Source organism: Streptomyces sp. NPDC045968, assembly GCF_056430475.1.
Genome location: NZ_JBWKLF010000001.1, coordinates 303,834 through 322,579, shown reverse-complemented (window position 1 = coordinate 322,579; position 18,746 = coordinate 303,834). Strand labels below are relative to the sequence as shown.

Here is an 18,746-nt window from a genome sequence, read left to right as displayed (position 1 = left end):
CACCGGCTCCTGCCGGGGGCTCCCGCACGTCACGCCCACCCGTGTTTGCCGAAGAGGAGAACGCCATGACCGCCGAGACCGAGACCCCCCAGGCCGCCACCGGCTCCTGCTGCTCGCCCACCGGCTCCTGCCACGACAGCGCGTCCGACGTCCAGGTGGGCGCTGTCACGACGGTGTACGAGGTCAAGGGCATGACCTGCGGCCACTGCGAGGGCGCTGTCTCCGAGGAGATCTCCGGTATCGCCGGAGTCACCTCCGTGAAGGCGGTCGCCTCCACCGGACAGGTGACCGTGACCTCCCAGGCCCCCCTGGACGAGGAAGCGGTGCGCGCCGCCGTCGACGAGGCGGGTTACGAGCTCGCCGGCCGCGCCTGAGACTCCCCCGGTCGCACCGCACCACCGCACCATCCCGTCGGGCCGGACCTGCCAGCAGATACTGGTGGGGTACGGCCCGATCTGCGTGACCCAGGAGTTCGGACATGGCCAGCACCACAACAGCCGAGGTCCCGGCTGCGGAATCCTCCGAGACCGAGCTCGCGATCGGCGGGATGACCTGCGCGTCGTGCGCGGCCCGCGTCGAGAAGAAGCTCAACCGGATGGACGGCGTCACCGCCAGCGTCAATTACGCGACCGAGAAGGCCCGCGTCTCCTTCGGCGCGGGGACGGCGGTGGCGGACCTCGTCGCCGTGGTCGAGAAGACCGGCTACACGGCCCGCCCGGTGCCCCGCCCGGCGCCGGCCCCGCCACCGCCAGCCGCACCCGAGCCCCCCGGCGGAGCGGCCGACGTGAAGGCGGGCACCGAAGAGGCCGGCGGCCCGGCCGAGGCGCCGGGACAGCGAGAGACCGCAGGGGCGGGGCAGGGCGACGCCCTCGCCGCCCTGCGGCAGCGCCTCCTCGTCTCGGCCGTGCTCTCCCTCCCCGTGATCCTGCTCGCCATGGTCCCGGCGCTCCAGTTCGACAACTGGCCGTGGCTCTCCCTCACCCTCGCCGCCCCCGTGGTCGTCTGGGGCGGCCTGCCCTTCCACCGCGCCACCTGGACCAACCTCCGGCACGGCGCGGCCACCATGGACACCCTGGTCTCGATCGGCACCCTCGCGGCGTTCGGCTGGTCGCTGTGGGCCCTGTTCCTCGGGGACGCGGGCATGCCCGGCATGCGGCACGGCTTCGACCTCACCGTCTCGCGCGCCGACGCCGCCTCGACGATCTATCTGGAGGTGGCGTCGGGCGTCATCACCTTCATCCTGCTGGGCCGCTATCTGGAGGCGCGGTCCAAGCGGAAGGCCGGTTCGGCGCTGCGCGCGCTGATGCATCTCGGCGCCAAGGACGTGGCGGTGCTCAGGGACGGTACGGAGGTACGCGTTCCGGTCGGCCGGCTCACCGTCGGGGACCGTTTCGTGGTCCGCCCCGGCGAGAAGATCGCCACGGACGGCACGGTCGTCGAGGGCTCCTCGGCCGTCGACGCCTCGATGCTCACCGGCGAGTCCGTCCCGGTCGACGTGTCCGCCGGAGACCCCGTCACCGGAGCCACCGTCAACGTCTCCGGCCGGCTCGTCGTCGAAGCCTCCCGGGTCGGCGCCGACACCCAGCTCGCCCGGATGGCCAGGCTCGTCGAGGACGCCCAGAACGGCAAGGCCGCGGCCCAGCGCCTCGCCGACCGGATCTCCGCCGTCTTCGTGCCCGTCGTCCTGCTGATCGCGCTGGCCACGCTCGTCACCTGGCTCCTGGTCACGGACGACGTCACGGCCGCGTTCACCGCCGCCGTCGCCGTACTGATCATCGCCTGCCCCTGCGCCCTGGGCCTCGCCACACCGACCGCCCTCATGGTCGGCACGGGGCGCGGCGCCCAGCTCGGCATCCTCATCAAGGGCCCCGAAGTCCTGGAAACCACCCGCCGCGTCGACACGATCGTCCTCGACAAGACCGGCACCGTCACCACCGGCCGCATGACCCTCCTCGGCATCCACACCACCGACCACACCACCGAGCAGGAAGTCCTGCGCCTCGCCGGAGCACTGGAACACTCCTCCGAACACCCCATCGCCCAGGCCGTCGCCACCGGCGCCACCCAACGCACCGGCGCACCGCTCCCCACCCCCGAGAGCTTCACCAGCGTCCCCGGTCTCGGCGTCCGCGGCACCGTCCTCGGACATCAGGTACTGGTCGGGCGCCCGAAGCTGCTCAGCGAGGCCGGGATCGCCCTGCCGCAGCCCCTGGCGGCCGCCATGACGGACGCGGCGGCACAGGGCCGTACAGCGGTCACCGTGGCCTGGGACGGAGAGGCGCGGGCGGTCCTCGAAGTCGCCGACGCGGTCAAGGACACCAGCGCGGCGGCCGTGGCCGAACTGCGCGCCCTGGGCCTGCGGCCGGTGCTGCTCACCGGAGACAGCCAGGCCGTCGCGGACTCCGTCGCGCGCGCGACCGGGATCGACGAGGTGTACGCCGAGGTGCTGCCGGAGGAGAAGGCGGACGTGATCCGGCGGCTCCAGGCCGGGGGCCGGACGGTCGCCATGGTGGGCGACGGGGTCAACGACGCCGCCGCCCTCGCCACCGCCGACCTCGGTCTGGCGATGGGGACGGGCACCGACGCGGCGATCGAGGCGAGCGACCTGACGCTCGTTCGTGGAGATCTCAAGGTCGCGGCCGATGCCATCCGGCTTGCCCGCAGCACGCTCGCCACCATCAGGGGCAACCTCTTCTGGGCGTTCGGCTACAACGTGGCCGCCCTGCCGCTCGCCGCATTCGGCCTGCTCAACCCCATGATCGCTGGCGCTGCCATGGCTTTTTCGTCCGTCTTCGTGGTGACGAACAGCCTCCGCTTGCGCTCCTTCACGTAATTTCCACAAAGAGATCTAGATCACACTGCATTTGGGGTAACCATCTGAGGGGTTCACGAGTCTTAGAGTGCGATGTCAAGGATGTCTTGGGGGACGTCCGATGGAGTGTCTTGGGGGACGCTCCTGGCCAGCGTTGGCCGGGGCACGTGCACGGGGAGCTTTGAGCGGCCCTCCCGTACGTACCCCGGCGGAACGCCGGCGGCATCCAACTGAATACGTACGACCAGCGCGGCGCCTGGAGCCTCGGCTCCACACAGACGCCCGGCCGGATCCCGTGGGGGGAATCCGCTCCGGGACAAGGGAAGCGCCCTGTACGTCGACCCGTGGGGGGATCGGCGGCGGGGCGCTTCTCGCTTTCCACCGCCGGACGGTACGGGCGACCACGGCCTCCCCCCTGAACGCCGAATCGCCCCGGACACCGCGCTCTGTGCGAAAGCGCGGTACGCGGGGCGAAGGCAGACGGCCCGAGGGAGGGCCAGGAGCGGCAGAGTCAGTCGTACCGGAAAGCTCTGCGGAGGGGTCGGGGTCAGCGACCCTCGACCGGGACGAAGTCGCGCAGGACCTCGCCGGTGTAGATCTGGCGCGGGCGGCCGATGCGCGATCCCGGCTCCTTGATCATCTCGTGCCACTGGGCGATCCAGCCCGGCAGCCGTCCGATCGCGAAGAGCACGGTGAACATCTCGCTCGGGAAGCCCATGGCCCGGTAGATCAGGCCGGTGTAGAAGTCCACGTTGGGGTAGAGGTTGCGCGAGACGAAGTACTCGTCGGAGAGCGCGTGCTCCTCCAGCTTGAGCGCGATATCCAGCAGCTCGTCGGACTTGCCGAGCGAGGACAGCACGTCGTGGGCCGCGGCCTTGATGATCTTGGCGCGGGGGTCGAAGGACTTGTACACCCGGTGGCCGAAGCCCATCAGGCGGACGCCGTCCTCCTTGTTCTTCACCTTCTGGATGAAGGAGTCGACATCGCCACCGTTGGCCTGGATGCCTTCCAGCATCTCCAGCACCGACTGGTTGGCGCCACCGTGCAGGGGGCCCCACAGCGCCGAGATGCCGGCGGAGATCGAGGCGAACATGTTCGCCTGCGAGGAGCCGACCAGACGCACGGTGGAGGTCGAACAGTTCTGCTCGTGGTCCGCGTGCAGGATGAGCAGCTTCTCCAGCGCCGAGACGACGACCGGGTCCGGCACGTACTCCTGGGCCGGGACCGAGAACGTCATCCGCAGGAAGTTCTCGACGTAGCCGAGGTCGTTGCGCGGGTAGACGAAGGGGTGGCCGATCGACTTCTTGTACGCGTACGCCGCGATCGTCGGGAGCTTGGCCAGCAGCCGGATCGTCGAGAGGTGGCGCTGCTCCTCGTCGAACGGGTTGTGGCTGTCCTGGTAGAACGTGGACAGCGCGCTGACGACCGAGGACAGCATGGCCATCGGGTGCGCGTCGCGCGGGAAGCCGTCGAAGAACCGCTTGACGTCCTCGTGCAGCAGCGTGTGCTGGGTGATCTCGTTCTTGAAGGCCGACAGCTCGTCGGCCTTGGGAAGCTCACCGTTGATCAGCGTGTAGGCGACTTCGAGGAACGTCGACTGCTCCGCCAGCTGCTCGATCGGGTAGCCGCGGTACCGCAGGATGCCCTGCTCACCGTCGAGATAGGTGATGGCGGATTTATACGCGGCGGTGTTGCCGTATCCGCTGTCCAGCGTCACCAGGCCGGTATTGGCCCGGAGCTTCCCGATGTCGAAGCCCTTGTCGCCGACGGTGCTGTCGATCACCGGGTAGGTGTACTCGTCATCGCCGTACCGCAGTACTACAGCATTGTTGGTGTGCTCGCTCACGTCATCCCTCACCGACGTAGTGCCTCTTCTTCGAGGTGCCCTGACTGTCTTCCACCCTCCCCCATTTGGCTCAGGAGAGTGCACTCGGGGTCGTCCATTGGACCTAGTGGCGGCACTCAGTGCCGCCAACTTACTCATCCTGCCCCCTTGAATCCGGTTCCGGAAGCCCTCAGTGATGTTTCCCACCGATTTGATCGATCATTTTTGTGCGAAGTCTCCGCCGAACCCTCCGGCGAGCCGGAAATCCAGTGCCGTACAGCGTCTGCCTGCGGAAACCGTGCGCACGGCCTGGGCTATCGCCTTGCGTGACCCCACCAGCACGACGAGCTTCTTGGCGCGCGTCACGGCCGTGTAGAGCAGGTTTCGCTGGAGCATCATCCAGGCGCTGGTGGTGACCGGAATGACGACGGCCGGGTACTCGCTGCCCTGGGAGCGGTGGATGGTCATGGCGTAGGCGTGGGCCAGTTCGTCGAGCTCGTCGAAGTCGTACCCGATCTCCTCGTCCTCGTCCGTGCGGACGGTCAGCTTCTGCTCGTCCGGATCGAGGGCGGTGACCACGCCGACCGTGCCGTTGAAGACGCCGTTCTCGCCCTTGTCGTAGTTGTTGCGGATCTGCGTGACCTTGTCGCCGACGCGGAAGACCCGGCCGCCGGAACGCTTCTCGGGCAGGTCCGGGCGGCCCGGCGTGATGACCTGCTGAAGCAGCCCGTTCAGTGCGCCCGCACCGGCCGGGCCACGGTGCATCGGGGCGAGAACCTGCACGTCACGGCGTGGGTCGAGGCCGAACCTGGCCGGGATCCGACGGGCCGCGACATCCACGGCGAGCAACCCCGCCTGCTCCGTCTCGTCCTCCACGAAGAGGAAGAAGTCGGCCAGGCCCTCGGTCAGCGGCGGGACCCCCGCGTTGATCCGGTGGGCGTTGGTGACGACTCCGGACTGCTGGGCCTGCCGGAAGATGGTGGTCAGCCGGACCGCGGGGACCGGTCCGCCCTCCGCGAGCAGATCGCGCAGCACCTCACCCGCGCCGACGGAGGGAAGCTGGTCGACGTCGCCCACCAGCAGGAGGTGGGCACCGGGTGCCACCGCCTTCACGAGCTTGTTGGCGAGCAGCAGGTCGAGCATGGACGCCTCGTCGACGACGACCAGATCGGCGTCGAGCGGGCGGTCCCTGTCGTACGCCGCGTCCCCGCCCGGCTTCAGTTCGAGCAGCCGGTGCACGGTGGACGCCTCGGCGCCGGTCAGTTCGGAGAGCCGCTTGGCGGCCCGCCCGGTGGGCGCGGCCAGCACGACCTTGGCCTGTTTCGCGCGGGCCAGCTCGACGACGGAACGGACGGTGAACGACTTGCCGCAGCCGGGCCCTCCGGTGAGCACGGCGACCTTCCGCGTCAGCGCGAGCCGGACAGCCGCCTCCTGCTCGGGCGCCAGCTGGGCCCCCGTACGCGTGGCGAGCCAGCCGAGCGCCTTGTCCCAGTCCACGTCCTGGAAGGCCGACAGCCGGTCGTCCGGGCTGCCCAGCAGGCGCCGCACCTGCGCGGCGAGGGCGACCTCGGCGCGGTGGAAGGGCACCAGGTAGACGGCGGTGACCGGCTCCCCGCCGTCGGGGGACGGAACCTTCTCCCGTACGACACCCTCGGGGTCGGCGGCCAGTTCGGCCAGGCACTCGATGACCAGGCCCGTGTCGACCTGGAGCAGCTTCACGCCGTCGGCGATCAGACGCTCCTCGGGGAGGTAGCAGTGCCCCTGGTCGGAGGACTGCGACAGGGCGTACTGGAGTCCGGCCCTGACGCGCTCCGGGCTGTCGTGCGGGATGCCGACGGCCTGGGCGATCCGGTCGGCGGTGAGGAAGCCGATGCCCCAGACGTCGGCGGCCAGCCGGTAGGGCTGGTTCCTCACGACGGAGATCGAGGCGTCCTCGTACTTCTTGTAGATACGGACGGCGATGGAGGTGGAGACGCCGACGCTCTGGAGGAAGACCATGACCTCCTTGATCGCCTTCTGTTCCTCCCAGGCGGCGGCGATCATCTTCGTCCGTTTCGGCCCGAGCCCCGGGACCTCGACGAGCCGCTTCGGCTGCTGCTCGATGATGTCGAGGGTGTCGACGCCGAAGTGGGTGGTGATCCGGTCGGCCATCACGGGGCCGATGCCCTTGATCAGTCCGGAGCCGAGGTAGCGGCGGATGCCCTGGATGGTGGCGGGGAGGACCGTCGTGTAGTTCTCGACGGTGAACTGCTTGCCGTACTGGGAGTGCGACGCCCAACGGCCTTCCATCCGCAGCGACTCACCGACCTGCGCGCCGAGCAGCGCACCGACCACCGTGAGCAGATCGCCGCCGCCGCGCCCGGTGTCGACGCGGGCGACCGTGTACCCGTTCTCCTCGTTGGCGTAGGTGATCCGCTCCAGGACCCCTTCGAGGACGGCAGAGTTGGACATGAGCCGACGCTACCGCCCGGCGCCGACAACGCCGCGCCTCCGCACGGTCCGTCGGCCACCCGTCCAGGGTCGGAGGGGCGAGCACACCCACGGACCGGCGCCGGACAGCGGAACGGAACCGGCCGGCCCCGGAAAGCGGAATGGGGCCCGGCCTCTCGGCCGGACCCCCCTCGCTTTCCCCTCCCGTCGGGCTTCCCGTCCCCCCGGACCCCTCCCCAGAAGTCCCGACGCTGAGTACGACCCGGCAAGGTACGTAAAGGTTGCATCCCTTTACGATCTCTTTACCTTTGATCGTTCCCGGGCTCTCCCAGGTCTCTCAGCAGGCGTGTTCCAGGTACCGGGCGGCCACTTCGGCGAGGACTTCGGCTCCGTCACGGACCCACAGGGACTCGTTGAAGATCTCCACCTCGATCGGTCCCGTGAAGCCCTCGGCCTCGACCAGGTGCCGGAAGGCACGGAAGTCCACGCTACCCTCACCCAGCTGCCCACGGCCCAGCAGCACCCCGGCCGGAAGGGGAGTGATCCAGTCCGCGAGCTGGAAGGAATGGATGCGTCCGCCCGCGCCCGCCCGGGCGATCTGGGCGGGCGCCTGGTCGTCCCACCAGACGTGGTACGTGTCGACGACCACCCCGACCTGCTCGGCGGGGAAGCGCTCCGCGATGTCCAGGGCCTGGGACAGGGTGGAGACCACGCAGCGGTCCGACGCGAACATCGGGTGCAGCGGTTCGATGGCCAGGCGCACGCCGCGCTCCGCCGCGTACGGGGCCAGCTCGGCGAGGGCGTCCGCGATGCGCTCGCGGGCGCCGTACAGGTCACGGCTGCCGGCCGGGAGCCCGCCGGAGACCAGGACCAGGGTGTCGGTGGACAGGCCGGCCGCCTCGTCGACCGCCGCCCGGTTGTCGTCCAGGGCACGGGCGCGTTCGGCCGGGTCGGTGGCGGTGAGGAAGCCGCCGCGGCACAGGCTCGTGACGGTGAGGCCCGCGTCCTTCATCAGCGTCGCGGCGCGCTCCACCCCGTACTCCTGGACCGGCGCCCGCCACAGCCCGACCTGGCCGATGCCCGCCTTGACGCAGCCTTCGGCGAGCTCGGGCAGGGACCACTGCTTGATGGTCTCCTGGTTGATGCTCAGTCGGCCGAGATCGCTCATCGTGCTCCTCCGTGGACCGTCAGCAGCGCGCGCATCCGGGATTCGGCCAGCTCCGGATCGGGGAACAGGCCGAGCCGGTCCGCCAGTTCGTACGCCTTCGCCAGGTGCGGCAGCGAGCGCGCGGACTGCAGTCCGCCGACCATCGTGAAGTGCTCCTGGTGTCCGGCCAGCCAGGCCAGGAGGACGACACCCGTCTTGTAGAAGCGGGTGGGCGCCTGGAAGAGGTGGCGCGACAACTCGACCGTCGGGTCGAGGAGTTCGCGGAACCCCTCCGTGTCCCCCGTGTCCAGCACCCGTACCGCGTGCGCGGCCAGCGGGCCCAGGGGGTCGAAGATGCCGAGCAGCGCGTGGCTGAAGCCCCGCTCGTCGCCCGCGATCAGCTCGGGGTAGTTGAAGTCGTCGCCGGTGTAGCAGCGCACCCCGCCGGGAAGACGGCGCCGGACATCGATCTCGCGCTCGGCGTCCAGGAGGGAGATCTTGATGCCGTCGATCTTGTCGGGGTGTTCCGCGATGACCTTGAGGAAGGTGTCGGTGGCGGCGTCGAGGTCCGTGCTGCCCCAGTAGCCGTCCAGCGCGGGATCGAACATCGGGCCGAGCCAGTGCAGGACGACCGGTTCCGTGGCCTGCCGCAGGAGATGGGCGTACGTCTCCAGGTAGTCCTCGGGCCCCTTCGCGGCCGCGGCGAGCGCGCGGGAGGCCATCAGGATGGCCTGGGCGCCGCTCTCCTCGACGAGGGCGAGCTGCTCCTCGTACGCCGCACGCACCTCGGCCAGGCTCGCGGGGCCGGTGAGCTGGTCGGTTCCCACGCCGCAGGCGATGCGCCCGCCGACCGCCCTCGCCTCGGCCGCCGAACGGCGGATCAGCTCGGCCGCGCCCGCCCAGTCCAGGCCCATGCCGCGCTGCGCGGTGTCCATGGCCTCGGCGACACCCAGGCCGTGCGACCAGAGGTGGCGGCGGAAGGCGAGGGTGGCGTCCCAGTCGACGGCCGCCGCCGCGTCCGGGCTGATGTCGGCGTACGGGTCGGCGACGACATGGGCGGCGGAGAAGACCGTACGGGAGGTGAGCGGGGCCTTGCCCGGCGCGAGGTCGAGCGGGGTGGCGCGCGGCTCGTACGGGCCCTGCGGGAGGTGGATCGTCACAGCGTCAGCTCCGGCACGTCGAAGCGCCGGCCCTCGGCGGAGGACTTCAGGCCGAGCTCGGCGAGCTGGACGCCGCGCGCACCGGCCATCAGGTCCCAGGTGTAGGGCTCCTCGAGCACGATGTGGCGCAGGAACAGCTCCCACTGGGCCTTGAAGCCGTTGTCGAAGACGGCGTTGTCGGGGACTTCCTGCCACTGGTCGCGGAAGGACTCGGTGACCGGGAGGTCCGGGTTCCAGACCGGCTTGGGGGTGGCCGAGCGGTGCTGGACGCGGCAGTTGCGCAGTCCGGCGACGGCGGAGCCGTGGGTGCCGTCCACCTGGAACTCGACGAGCTCGTCGCGGTTGACGCGCACCGCCCAGGAGGAGTTGATCTGGGCGACCGCGCCGCTCGCCAGCTGGAAGATGCCGTAGGCGGCGTCGTCGGCCGTGGCGGTGTACGGCTTGCCCTGCTCGTCCCAGCGCTGCGGGATGTGCGTCTGCACGTGCGCCTGGACGGTGGTGACCTGGCCGAACAGCTCGTGCAGCACGTACTCCCAGTGCGGGAACATGTCGACGACGATGCCGCCGCCGTCCTCGGCGCGGTAGTTCCACGAAGGGCGCTGGGCGTCCTGCCAGTCGCCTTCGAAGACCCAGTAGCCGAACTCGCCGCGGATGGACAGGATCTCGCCGAAGAAGCCGCCGTCGATGAGGCGCTTCAGCTTCATCAGGCCCGGCAGGAAGATCTTGTCCTGGACCACGCCGTGCTTGATCCCGGCGTCACGGGCCAGCCGGGCCAGGTCCAGGGCGCCTTCGACGTCCGTGGCGGTGGGCTTCTCGGTGTAGATGTGCTTGCCGGCCGCGACGGCCTTCTTGATCGCCTCGACACGGGCCGAGGTGACCTGGGCGTCGAAGTAGATGTCGATGGTGTCGTCGGCGAGCACCGCGTCCAGGTCGGTCGACCACTCGGTGAGGCCGTGCCGCGCGGCCATCTCCTCCAGGGCGTGGGCTCTGCGGCCGACGAGTACCGGTTCGGGCCACAGCACCTCGCCGCCGCCGAGGTCGAGGCCGCCCTGCTCGCGGATCGCGAGGATCGAGCGCACCAGGTGCTGCCGGTATCCCATGCGACCCGTGACGCCGTTCATGGCGATGCGCACTGTCCTGCGTGTCACGAAGTTCCCTCCATACAGCCGTAGCAAGCGCTTTCTATGCGGTATGACGCTAGCCTGCCGACAGCGACCCGGACAAGAGGGGGCGCTCTGATTACTCCTCGGAGGAAAGCGATGACAGTCACCCTGGCGGACGTGGCGGCTCGCGCCCGGGTGTCCCCGGCCACCGTCTCCCGCGTCCTGAACGGCAACTACCCGGTCGCCGCCTCGACGCGCGAGCGGGTCCTGCGCGCGGTGGACGACCTGGACTACGTGCTCAACGGCCCGGCCAGCTCGCTCGCCGCGGCCACCTCCGACCTCGTCGGCATCCTGGTCAACGACATCGCCGACCCGTTCTTCGGGATCATGGCCGGGGCGGCCCAGTCCGAGATCGGCGGCCCGGGCGACGGTTCCGGCCGGGCCGGCGGCGAGAAGCTCGCCGTCGTCTGCAACACGGGCGGCTCCCCCGCACGCGAGCTGACCTACCTCACCCTGCTCCAGCGCCAGCGCGCCGCGGCCGTGGTCCTGACCGGCGGTGCGCTGGAGGACTCGGTCCACCAGGCCGCTATGTCCGCGAAACTGACCAGGCTCGCGGACGCGGGCACCCGGATCGTCTTCTGCGGGCGGCCCCCGCTGCCGGGCAGCGACGCCGTCACCGCCTCCCTGGCCTTCGACAACCGGGGCGGCGGCCGGCGCCTGACCGAGCACCTCATCTCGCTCGGCCACCGGCGGATCGGCTACGTCGCCGGCCCCCGCGAACGCACGACCACCCGCCACCGCCTGGAGGGCCACCGCGAGGCGATGCGGGCGGCGGGGCTGTACGGGGACGGGAGCGACGCCGGGCGCCATCCCGACCTGGAACGCCTCACCGTCCACGGCCCCTACGACCGCCGTTCCGGCTACGAGGCCACGCTCGAACTCCTGCGCCGCGAACCAGGCGTGACGGCGATCGTCGCCGCCAACGACACGGTGGCGCTGGGCGCCGGGGCCGCGGTCCGCGAGCAGGGGCTGCGTATCCCCGAGGACGTCTCGGTGGCCGGTTTCGACGATCTGCCGTTCTCGGTGGACGCGGTTCCCGCGCTGACGACCGTACGGCTGCCGCTGTTCGAGGCGGGGGCGCGGGCGGGCCGGCTCGCGATGGGCAAGGAGACCCCGCCGCCCGGCGGTATCGCGACGATCACGGCCGAACTGATGGTGCGGGGCTCGACGGCGCCGCCGCGGGTGGGCTGAGGTTTCCGCCTCCGGGCCCCGGACCCCGGACCCCGCTGAGCTTTCCGCCTCCGGGCCCCGGACCCCGTTGAGGTTTCCGCCCTCCGGACCCCGGATACCCGTACACGGACCGACGGAAGGAACACGCACGTGAAGCTCGCATTCTCGACCCTCGGAGTGCCGGGGACGCCGATCGCCGACGTCGTCCGGCTCGCCGCAGGACACGGTTACCAGGGGGTGGAGCTGCGCACCCACCCGGAGGAGCCGGTCCACCTGGGGCTCTCACCGGCCGAACGCGCCGGTGTGGTCGAGGAGTTCGAGCGGGGCGGGGTGGAGATCCTGGCCCTCGCCGGATACGTACGCGTGGCGGCCGAGGGTGCCGACGAGCCCGTGATCGACGAGCTCGCCCAGCTGGTCGAGCTGGCCCGGGACCTGGGCGCGCGGAACGTCCGGGTGTTCCCCGGTGGCGGTGACCAGGACACCGGCCAGGCCGACGCCGCGGCCGCCCGCCGGCTCGGCGCCGCCGCTCCGCACGCCGCCGACCACGACGTACGCATCCTGCTGGAGACCCACGACTCGCACCGGGCGGGCGCGGACGTCGCCCGGGTGGTGGGGGCCGTCGGGCACAAGCACATCGGCGCGCTCTGGGACGTCATGCACACCTGGCTGGCGGGCGAGGAACCGGCCGCCAGCCATGCGGTCCTGGCCCCTCACCTGGGCTACGTACAGGTGAAGGACATCGCGTCGGCGGACCACACCGCCCCCCTGCCGCTGGGCGCGGGCGTACTGCCGCTGGGCGCCTGCCTGGACACGCTGGACCCGGACAGCTGGGTCTGCTGGGAGTACGAGAAGCGCTGGCACCCGGAGGCGGCGGAGCTGCCCGGACTGCTGGCCGCGGGGCGCGAGCACCTGCTGCGGCTGGGAGCGCCGAAGCAGTAGGTCAGAGCAGGAGGCCGGACCGTGCCGCCGGTGACTCCGACGGCACGGGCGGCGCCTGGCGCGGGCGGCGCACTCCCGCCAGGGAGGTCAGCGCCACCCCGCCGACGAGCAGCGCCGCCGCGCACCAGCGCAACGGGCTCACCGGCTCGTCGAGCAGCAGCGCGGCCGAGGACATCCCGAAGACCGGTACGAGCAGGGTGAACGGGGCGACGGACGAGGCCGGGTGGTGGCGCAGGAGGAAGCCCCAGGCCCCGAAGCCGAAGACCGTCGTGATCCACGCGACGTAGACGATGATGCCGACGCCGCTCCAGTCGAGGGCGGCCAGCGCCTCGGCGTCGCGGTCCCAGCCCTCGAAGAGCAGGGAGAGGCCCAGCAGCGGCAGTACGGGCACGGTGGAGACCCACACCATGAAGTTGAGGGAGTCGGACGGCGCGGCCTTGCGGGTCAGCACGTTCGACACGCCCCAGCAGGCCGCTGCCGCGATCACCAGGACGAACGCGAGCACAGGGCCGCCCGCCCCCTCGTCGACCGCGGCCACACCGATGCCGGCGAGCGCGACGGTCATGCCCAGCACCCGCACCCCGCCCGGCCGCTCACCCAGCGCGAGGGCGGCGAAGAGCGCCGTGAAGACCGCCTGGACCTGGAGGACGAGCGAGGAGAGCCCGGCGGGCATCCCCTGGTCCATGCCGATGAAGAGCAGCCCGAACTTCGCCACTCCGAGGACCAGGCCGACGCCGATGATCCACTTCCAGGCGACGGTGGGCCGCCCGACGAGGAACACCGCGGGCAGGGCCGCGACGAGGAAGCGCAGGGCGGAGAAGAGCAGCGGCGGGAAGTGGTCGAGGCCGATCTCGATGACGACGAAGTTCACACCCCAGACGGCGGCGACCAGCGCGGCCAGGGCGATGTGGAGGGGACGCATGCATCGAGGATCGAGCCCACGGACCATGTAGCACCAGCGCGGATTTCTTCATGGTGCAATTGAGCGTCGCTAACGCTTTCCCGCGGCCTGTCCGCCGCACCCCGCTCACGGGTCCCTTCGGTCTGCGAGGTTCCGGTGCTCGATCTCCCCCGGCTGCGCGCCCTCCACGCGATCTCCGTGCACGGTTCCGTCGCGGGCGCCGCCGCCGCGCTCGGCTACACCCCGTCGGCCGTCTCGCAGCAGATCACCAAGCTGGAGCGGGAGACCCGCACGACGCTGCTCGAACGCCGCGGGCGCGGGGTCGCGCTGACCGAGGAGGCGCTGCATCTGGCCGCCGCCGCCCAGCAGTTGCTGGCGATCGTGGAGCAGGCGGAGACGACGCTGGAGGAGCGCAGGGGGCTGCCCACGGGGCGGCTCTCGATCGGGGCGTTCGCCTCGGCGGCGCGCGGGCTGCTACCGGGCGTACTGGCGGAGCTGGACCGGGAGCATCCGGCGCTGGAGGCCCGGCTCACCGAGGTCGATCCGCATCTCTCGGTCGATCTGGTGGCCAGGGGTGTGATCGATCTGGCGGTCGCGCACGACTGGGACATCGCCCCGCTGCCCGCTCCGGAAGGCGTCGCGCAGGCCGTGATCGGGGACGACCGGTGCGATCTGCTCGTGCCGGAGGGCCATCCGCTGGCCGGCCGCGAGGCGGTACGCCGCGCGGAGCTGGCCGGGGAGCGGTGGATCTGCCAGCCACCGGGGACGGTCTGTCACGACTGGCTGGTGCGGACGTTGCGCGCGGCGGGGTACGAGCCGGACATCAGGCACCAGGCCGAGGAGAACCACACCCAGCTGGCCCTGGTCTCCGCCGGTCTCGGGGTGGCGATGATCCCCCGGCTGGGGCGGGGGCCGCTGCCGGCGGGCGTGGTGGCGGTGCGGCTCGATCCCGTACCGGTGCGGCGGCTGTACGCGCTGTGGCGCACGGAGGCCGCGCGGCGCCCCGCGATCACGGCGGCGGTGGACGCGTTGCGCGTACGGGGTGCGGCGGCGGGGCTGACGTGACGCGGGCGCACGGCCCCGGGGGCGTCGTTTCGTCCGCAATCGCCTGACGGGCTTGATTTATGCCGCGCCTTCTCCGGCGACACCCTTGACTGGTAGTTACTTTCCATATATCCGTACAGTCTTGGAAGTTTCTTTCAGTACCGGAAGGAGCTCACGTGCACCACCGCACCTCCCGACGCGCCCTCCTCACCGCCGCCGCGGTCACCGCAGCGGCAGCCGCGACAGGCGCCGTCGCCCCCGGCGCCGCTGCCGAGGAGTCCGTCAGCGCCGCCACGCACGACCGCCTCCGGCGGATCGTCTCCGGGATGAGTCTGGAGGAGAAAGTCGGCCAGCTCTTCGTGATGCGGGTGTACGGGCACTCCGCCACCGATCCCGACCAGGCCGACATCGACGCCAACCTCACCGAGATCGGGGTGCGCACGGCGGCCGAGCTGATCTCCACGTACCACGTCGGCGGGATCATCTACTTCGCCTGGGCGCACAACACCCGTGACCCGCACCAGATCGCCCAGCTCTCCAACGGCATCCAGCGGGCCGGGCTCGCCGGCCGCACACCCGTGCCGCTGCTGATCTCCACCGACCAGGAGCACGGCATCGTCTGCCGGGTCGGCGAACCCGCCACACTGATGCCCGGCGCGATGGCGCTGGGCGCGGGCGGTTCCCTCTCCGACGCCCGGCTCGCGGGCCGCATCGCGGGCTCCGAACTGGCCGCTCTCGGCATCCGGCAGAACTACGCGCCGGACGCCGACGTCAACGTCAACCCGGCCAACCCGGTGATCGGCGTACGCTCCTTCGGCTCCGACCCGCAGTCGGTGGCCGGTCTCGTCGCCGCCCAGGTGAAGGGGTATCAGAGCGCCGGCGTCGCCGCCACGGCCAAGCACTTCCCCGGGCACGGCGACACCAACACCGACAGCCACACCGGCATCCCGTACATCCACCACACCCGTGAACAGTGGGCCGAGCTGGACGCCCCGCCGTTCCGGGCGGCGATCGCCGCGGGCATCGACTCGATCATGACCGCGCACATCGTGGTGCCCGCGCTCGACCCCTCGGAGGACCCGGCCACGCTCTCGCACCCGATCCTCACCGGGGTGCTGCGCGAGGAGCTGGGTTACGACGGTGTCGTGGTCACCGACGCGCTGAACATGGAGGGCGTGCGGACGAAGTACGGCGACGACCGTGTGCCCGTGCTCGCGCTCAAGGCGGGGGTCGACCAGCTGCTGAACCCGCCGGACCTCGCCGTCGCCTGGAACGCCGTCCTGGCGGCCGTCAGGAGCGGTGAGATCAGCGAGGCGCGGATCGAGGAGTCGATCCTGCGCATCCTGCGGCTGAAGGCGAAGCTCGGGCTGTTCCGCGACCCGTTCGTCAGCAGCCAGGGCGTGGACAGGGTCGTCGGCACCCGGTCCCATCTCGCCGCCGCCGACCGGATCGCCGAGCACACGACCACCCTGCTTGCCAACTCCGGTTCGCTGCTGCCCCTTTCGCGCCTCTCCCACCGGAACCTCCTGGTGGTCGGCGCCGATCCGGCCTCGCCGTCCGGCACGACGGGCCCGCCGACCGGCACGCTCGCCGCGGCCTTCACCGAGCTCGGGTACACGGCGACCGCCCTGTCCACCGGCACGGCCCCCACCCAGGCGAAGATCGCCGAGGCGGTGGCTGCGGCACGGGGCAAGGACGCGGTGGTCGTGGGCACGTACAACGTCTCGATGACCAGCTCGCAGCGCACGCTGGTCAGCGCGCTCGCGGCGACCGGCGTCCCGGTGATCACCGTCGCCATCCGCAATCCGTACGACATCGCCCGGCTCGACGGGACCGGATACGCGGCGAGCCTCGCCACGTACTCCTGGACCGATGTCGAACTGCGGGCGGCGGTACGGGTCATCGCGGGCGTCGCCCGTCCGGAGGGCACGCTGCCGGTGCCGGTCCAGCGCGCGGACGACCCGGCGCAGGTGCTCCACCCGGTGGGTTACGGGCTGTCGTACTAGGCCGGAAACGCCGACGGGCTGCGCCCGCCGGGTCCGAGGTACGGAACCCGGCGGGCGCAGCCCGTCGCGGTGTCAGGGCGTCACGGACGCAGTGTGCCCTGGCCCCGCTCGGTCTTCGCGTCCCGCTTGTCCAGGCGCGCGTCGTACGGGGCGAGCGGCTTCGCCTTCGCCGGGTCGGCCTGGACGGCCGCCGGGGCGACTCCGGCCCAGCGCAGGATGGCGGCGACGGCCTCGGCCTTCTCGTCGGCGACGAGGCCGGACACCTTGGCGCCGTGGTTGCCGCCCGGCACGGTGTAGACGTGGCTGTCACGGGCGCCCGCGCCGAGGCGGAAGGGCTCCGCACCCCACGGGTCGTTCTCGCCGTAGACGTACATCATCCGGTTGGCGTTGTGCCGGACCCAGCTGTCCACGTCCCGCATCGCCGACGGCTGGAACCTCATCGGGATGTCCCGCGGCACGAAGTTGCGCGGCGGCTGGTAGCCGTACCGGCTCAGGTCGCCGAGCCACGGCTGCTTGATGTCCGGCGATCCGAGCTGGGTGCCCGCCTGGTAGTAGTACGGCGTGTAGTTCCCCAGGCCCTGGTCGGCGTAGGCGGAGAATCCGGAGATGCCGTCGACCGAGTCCCAGATCGCCTCGTCGGTGGCGTTGGCCGCGTCGGCCGGAACGGCCTCGCAGTCGGAGACGAGGCTGTACTGCCAGAACGCCCAGACGTAGTCCATGACCACGGCCTCGTACGCCTTGTCGAGCGAGCCGACGGTGTTGAAGGTGTAGCCGTTCTCGGCGGCGTACGCCTCGTACTTCTTCTCCAGCGGCTCACGCCGGACGAGCGCCTCGCGCTGCACCCCGGCCAGCCGGTCGCGGCAGTCCTGGGTGCCGACGTTCTCGAAGAACCGGTCGTACGCCGAGTCCTCCTTGTTCACCACGTCGTTGGGCGCGACGTAGGCGACGACGCCGTCCATGTCCTTCGGGTAGAAGCGCTCGAAGTACGTGGCGGTCATACCGCCCTTCGAACCGCCCGTGGTCAGCCAGTTCTTGGTGTAGATCTGCTTCAGCGCCTTGAAGACCCGGTGCTGGTCGCTGGCGGCCTGCCAGATGTCCAGCTTGGACCAGTCGGCGGGCGCCGGGCGGGACGGGGTGAAGAAGCGGTACTCCAGCGACACCTGGTTGCCGTCGATGATCTGCGTCGGCTCACTGCGGCTGGGGTTGGTGGAGACGTTGTAGCCACTGGTGAAGAAGACCGTCGGCCGGCTCGTGTCCTTGTGCAGCAGGGTGACGCGCTGCTGGAACGTGCCCTTGGACGGGTTCCGGTGGTCCACCGGCTGGGTGTAGTTGAGGACGAAGTAGCGGTATCCGGGATACGGCTTCTCCTGGATCAGACTCATCCCCGGGATGGCCAGGATGCGGTCCTTGATGTCCTCGCTGCTTGCTTCGCTGCTGATCGTGCTGCTCTGCGTCGCGGTCGGTTCCGCGGCGGTGGCCGCACCGGCCGAGGCCCCCGTCGCACTGACAGTGCCTATGAGCACCGCGAGCGACAGAACCCCTCTGAGCGCCTTGCGCATGCACCCTCCCCTTGATTCACGACATTCGCCGTGAACCTAGCGGGGGCAACACGTGCCACGCCAGACCCGGTGGTCCGATCTTTCAACTGGGCGTCAGCAGAGAATCCATCCGGTCGAGCCCGAACTGCCCGCGACGGCGCCCGTCGCACGGACGCAGCGGTTGAGCGCGTAGACCGTCACCGGGCCGGCCCTCGTCGTGTACCGGCCCTTGTCGACGACCGGCCGGCCGCCGCGCGCCTGGAGCTTGACGCTCATCGCGCGGCGGGTGCCGGGCCTCTTGGCGACGGTGACCGCGCAGACGTAGGAGCGGCTCTTGTAGACGCGCAGCTCACCCTTGGCGAAGGGCACCGTCTTCGCGGGCCGTCCGGTGCAGGGACCTGCCGCCTGGGCGGGTGTGTCGAGGGTGAGGGCGAGGGACGCCAGCAACGGCAGGACGAGCAGATACGCCAGGACACGCTTTCCTGCGGATCCTGGTGGTCTCGATGACCTCAGCGGTCTCACCATCCCCATCGAACACATTGGCCCTACCCGAGACGTGCACGTACATGCGTACGACGCGGGTGGTCGTCCGAAGGTTGCATGAAGACGGC

At 70.9% G+C, this 18,746-nt stretch carries 14 protein-coding genes; 6 read left to right on the top strand and 8 right to left on the bottom strand.

Translation table 11 applies throughout. The features are described 5' to 3' along the window. The first annotated feature begins 65 nt into the window (after nucleotides 1–65). Nucleotides 66–374: a heavy-metal-associated domain-containing protein gene (locus tag AC07FA_RS01330; RefSeq protein WP_479072626.1), complete on the top strand. Its 309-nt coding sequence runs from the start codon at nucleotides 66–68 to the stop codon at nucleotides 372–374. A gap of 104 nt (nucleotides 375–478) precedes the next feature. Then, complete coding sequence (locus AC07FA_RS01325; RefSeq protein WP_479072625.1) at nucleotides 479–2,833, top strand: heavy metal translocating P-type ATPase; 2,355 nt, start codon at nucleotides 479–481, stop codon at nucleotides 2,831–2,833. A 526-nt stretch (nucleotides 2,834–3,359) separates the two neighbouring features. Here the strand turns inward: AC07FA_RS01325 and AC07FA_RS01320 are convergent. The 5 genes from AC07FA_RS01320 to AC07FA_RS01300 all read right to left on the bottom strand — a co-directional run bounded on the left by AC07FA_RS01320 (nucleotide 3,360) and on the right by AC07FA_RS01300 (nucleotide 10,522). Continuing rightward, nucleotides 3,360–4,658: a citrate synthase gene (locus AC07FA_RS01320; protein ID WP_479072624.1), complete on the bottom strand. Its 1,299-nt coding sequence runs from the start codon at nucleotides 4,656–4,658 to the stop codon at nucleotides 3,360–3,362. Between the two features lie 198 nt (nucleotides 4,659–4,856). Next, nucleotides 4,857–7,088 (bottom strand): SF1B family DNA helicase RecD2, encoded by a 2,232-nt coding sequence (gene recD2, locus AC07FA_RS01315; protein WP_479072623.1) that lies wholly within the window; start codon nucleotides 7,086–7,088, stop codon nucleotides 4,857–4,859. A 316-nt stretch (nucleotides 7,089–7,404) separates the two neighbouring features. Then, nucleotides 7,405–8,235, bottom strand: a complete 831-nt coding sequence (locus AC07FA_RS01310; RefSeq protein ID WP_479072622.1) for a sugar phosphate isomerase/epimerase family protein — start codon at nucleotides 8,233–8,235, stop codon at nucleotides 7,405–7,407. Continuing rightward, nucleotides 8,232–9,374 (bottom strand): dihydrodipicolinate synthase family protein, encoded by a 1,143-nt coding sequence (locus AC07FA_RS01305; RefSeq protein ID WP_479072621.1) that lies wholly within the window; start codon nucleotides 9,372–9,374, stop codon nucleotides 8,232–8,234. The genes AC07FA_RS01310 and AC07FA_RS01305 overlap by 4 nt, the downstream gene beginning before the upstream one ends. Continuing rightward, on the bottom strand, nucleotides 9,371–10,522 hold the full coding sequence (locus AC07FA_RS01300; RefSeq protein ID WP_479072620.1) for a Gfo/Idh/MocA family protein: 1,152 nt from the start codon (nucleotides 10,520–10,522) through the stop codon (nucleotides 9,371–9,373). The genes AC07FA_RS01305 and AC07FA_RS01300 overlap by 4 nt, the downstream gene beginning before the upstream one ends. 111 nt (nucleotides 10,523–10,633) lie before the next feature. On the opposite strand from AC07FA_RS01300, the gene AC07FA_RS01295 reads away from it, so the two are divergent. After that, on the top strand, nucleotides 10,634–11,728 hold the full coding sequence (locus tag AC07FA_RS01295) for a LacI family DNA-binding transcriptional regulator (RefSeq protein ID WP_479072619.1): 1,095 nt from the start codon (nucleotides 10,634–10,636) through the stop codon (nucleotides 11,726–11,728). Between the two features lie 129 nt (nucleotides 11,729–11,857). After that, entirely contained in the window at nucleotides 11,858–12,646 is a 789-nt protein-coding gene (locus AC07FA_RS01290) for a sugar phosphate isomerase/epimerase family protein (protein ID WP_479072618.1), read from the top strand. 1 nt (nucleotide 12,647) lies between these two features. Here the strand turns inward: AC07FA_RS01290 and AC07FA_RS01285 are convergent, their stop codons facing one another. Further along, nucleotides 12,648–13,568, bottom strand: a complete 921-nt coding sequence (locus AC07FA_RS01285; RefSeq protein ID WP_479072617.1) for an EamA family transporter — start codon at nucleotides 13,566–13,568, stop codon at nucleotides 12,648–12,650. Between the two features lie 135 nt (nucleotides 13,569–13,703). Here AC07FA_RS01285 and AC07FA_RS01280 point away from each other — a divergent pair, with 135 nt between their 5' ends. Together AC07FA_RS01280 and AC07FA_RS01275 are read left to right on the top strand one after the other, a co-directional pair. Continuing rightward, nucleotides 13,704–14,612 carry a LysR family transcriptional regulator gene (locus tag AC07FA_RS01280; protein ID WP_479072616.1) on the top strand — a complete coding sequence of 303 codons (909 nt, stop codon included), beginning with the start codon at nucleotides 13,704–13,706 and terminating at the stop codon, nucleotides 14,610–14,612. A 155-nt stretch (nucleotides 14,613–14,767) separates the two neighbouring features. Then, nucleotides 14,768–16,597 (top strand): glycoside hydrolase family 3 protein, encoded by a 1,830-nt coding sequence (locus AC07FA_RS01275; protein WP_479072615.1) that lies wholly within the window; start codon nucleotides 14,768–14,770, stop codon nucleotides 16,595–16,597. Nucleotides 16,598–16,677: 80 nt separating this feature from the next. Here the strand turns inward: AC07FA_RS01275 and AC07FA_RS01270 are convergent, their stop codons facing one another. Both AC07FA_RS01270 and AC07FA_RS01265 read right to left on the bottom strand, forming a co-directional pair. Further along, nucleotides 16,678–18,156: a S28 family serine protease gene (locus tag AC07FA_RS01270; protein ID WP_479072614.1), complete on the bottom strand. Its 1,479-nt coding sequence runs from the start codon at nucleotides 18,154–18,156 to the stop codon at nucleotides 16,678–16,680. A 93-nt stretch (nucleotides 18,157–18,249) separates the two neighbouring features. Next, nucleotides 18,250–18,660: a hypothetical protein gene (locus AC07FA_RS01265; protein WP_479073408.1), complete on the bottom strand. Its 411-nt coding sequence runs from the start codon at nucleotides 18,658–18,660 to the stop codon at nucleotides 18,250–18,252. Nucleotides 18,661–18,746 lie beyond the last annotated feature (86 nt).